Below are 1,977 nucleotides of genomic sequence, written 5' to 3'. Positions count from 1 at the left end.
CAGGATCAAACTCTCCAAAAAAAATTATTTTTCGAAGAACCGATTGGCTCTTAATTATCTGTTTAAAAAGAATTTATTAGGTAATCTGCTATAAAGCAGATACCGCACATTCGTTTATGTTAGAAAACATATTGTGCATTGTTTAGTTTTCAAAGAACATCTTTTGTCTTGCTCTCTCGAGCTGACTTTAAATATTATATCTTACGTTTTTTGTTTTGTCAACAACTTTTTTCAAACTTTTTTATTTTGTTTGTTTTGTTGTTTTCAAAACTCTTTATTTTGTTTGTTGCTCATCGACAACGTTGATTATTATATATTAAACTCAACCTAAATGTCAACACCTTTTTTTATATTTTTTTATAAAAAAATTAATATAATTTTAATTTCTCTTGTAGATATATATAGATTATAATAAAAATATACTATATATAAAGAAAGAAGGGCTATTTATGTTAAGAAAAACATACAAAAAACTATTATCAACAGGTATTGCTTTATCTTTAGGTTTTTCAGTTTCTTATACTATATTGCCTAATCAATCTGCATATGCCTTCAACTGGGGTAATGCTATTGGCGCTGTGGCTATCACTGGTATTCAATATCAGCAATTAGAAAAACAGCTCAATTATCTAGATAGTGATGGTCGTCATGAGTATTTTAATCAAATGAAAAGTGAATTAGGAGAAAATACTGACCCTTATTACAATACTTTATTAGATAATATCATGAACCGTTTGACTTATGCTATCTCCTTAACGGACCCTTCTATTAAAGATAAACCTTATAATTATTTCATTAATCCAAGTGAAGAATATAATGCCTTTTGCACTGTAGGTCATAATTTAAGCGTAAATACTGGTATGTTTAAATTGCTTAATAATAATGAAGATGAACTTGCCATTGTTATTGCTCATGAATTAGCTCATGGTGAAGAAGAACATGTTCAAAGCTCTGCCAAGAAAAGTTTTTCTGTACAATTATTGACTAATCTTTATGCTTCTCAAAATCCTAATATTATATCTATAATTGGTGCGAATGTTCTTCAAAATAATATGATTGCCAAAGGTATAACTAAAGTTCAAGAACAAGATGCTGATGATATTGCTTTTAATTATGCAACAAGCGCTGGTTATAATATCGGTGCTGGTGCTGCTACTTGGCAACGTTTTATCGATAAAATGGGTGAGTCTAAAACTAATTTCGTAGGTGAATTGTTCTCACCTTCTGACCATCCAAGTCATCAATCACGCCGTGATAATTATTCTGATAAACTCACTGACTATAGTAATAATAAAGTAAAGGTTGATAGTAAAACTGGCATGATTAGTGTAAATCGTCATGATTTTATAACACCTGTCCCTGCAAATGATATGAGCAGTCAAGAAAGAGCATATCTAATTGCTGGTAATTTGGCAGCAGTTTATCATAATCATCCTAAAAATCCACCTGAAGCTTATTTAAGTGGAAATACAATTTATATGGGTAATCAAGCAATAATGGTTGTTGAATATGGAGAAAATGGTAATAGTATTGTAAATAAATTAAATTCTATTAGATAATTTGACGGAGGATATAACTAAAAATAGATTAATTACTTTTATCAATGTAGTGATTTATAGTATTAACTTCATTACTTTATCTTGTCTATTATTAAGTGCTTTATATTCTTTTAAATCCCATCCTCTTTTTATATTATTCTTTGCTTGTAATTGTTGGCTAATAAATCAATTTAAAAATGCTTTATCTCAACTAATACCTAACAGAAAATTGAATTTCTTTATTTGCACTTTAAATATCATTTTAATATTAACTATCATTTTTCATTTAGGATATATTTCCATGTCCTTTCATGACTTCAACTAACAAAAAAGACTTACTACTAAATTTTGATATGCACCCAAAATATTGGACATATTAATTAAGCTACTAATTGAGACTTAGTTCTGTATTCTACAGGACTAAGTCCTTTTAGTTTTA

General features: G+C 28.3%; 1 protein-coding gene. It reads left to right on the top strand.

Translation table 11 applies throughout. The annotated features are described in order from the left end of the window. Window positions 1-449 precede the first annotated feature (449 nt). Window positions 450-1,559 (top strand): M48 family metallopeptidase, encoded by a 1,110-nt coding sequence (locus F553_RS0111530; RefSeq protein ID WP_019000212.1) that lies wholly within the window; start codon window positions 450-452, stop codon window positions 1,557-1,559. Window positions 1,560-1,977: the final 418 nt, after the last annotated feature.

This window comes from Megamonas rupellensis DSM 19944, assembly GCF_000378365.1.
Taxonomy (GTDB): Bacteria; Bacillota; Negativicutes; order Selenomonadales; family Selenomonadaceae; genus Megamonas; species Megamonas funiformis.
The sequence above is the reverse complement of the archived record's forward strand: the minus strand, read 5'-3'. Positions and strand labels throughout refer to the sequence as shown.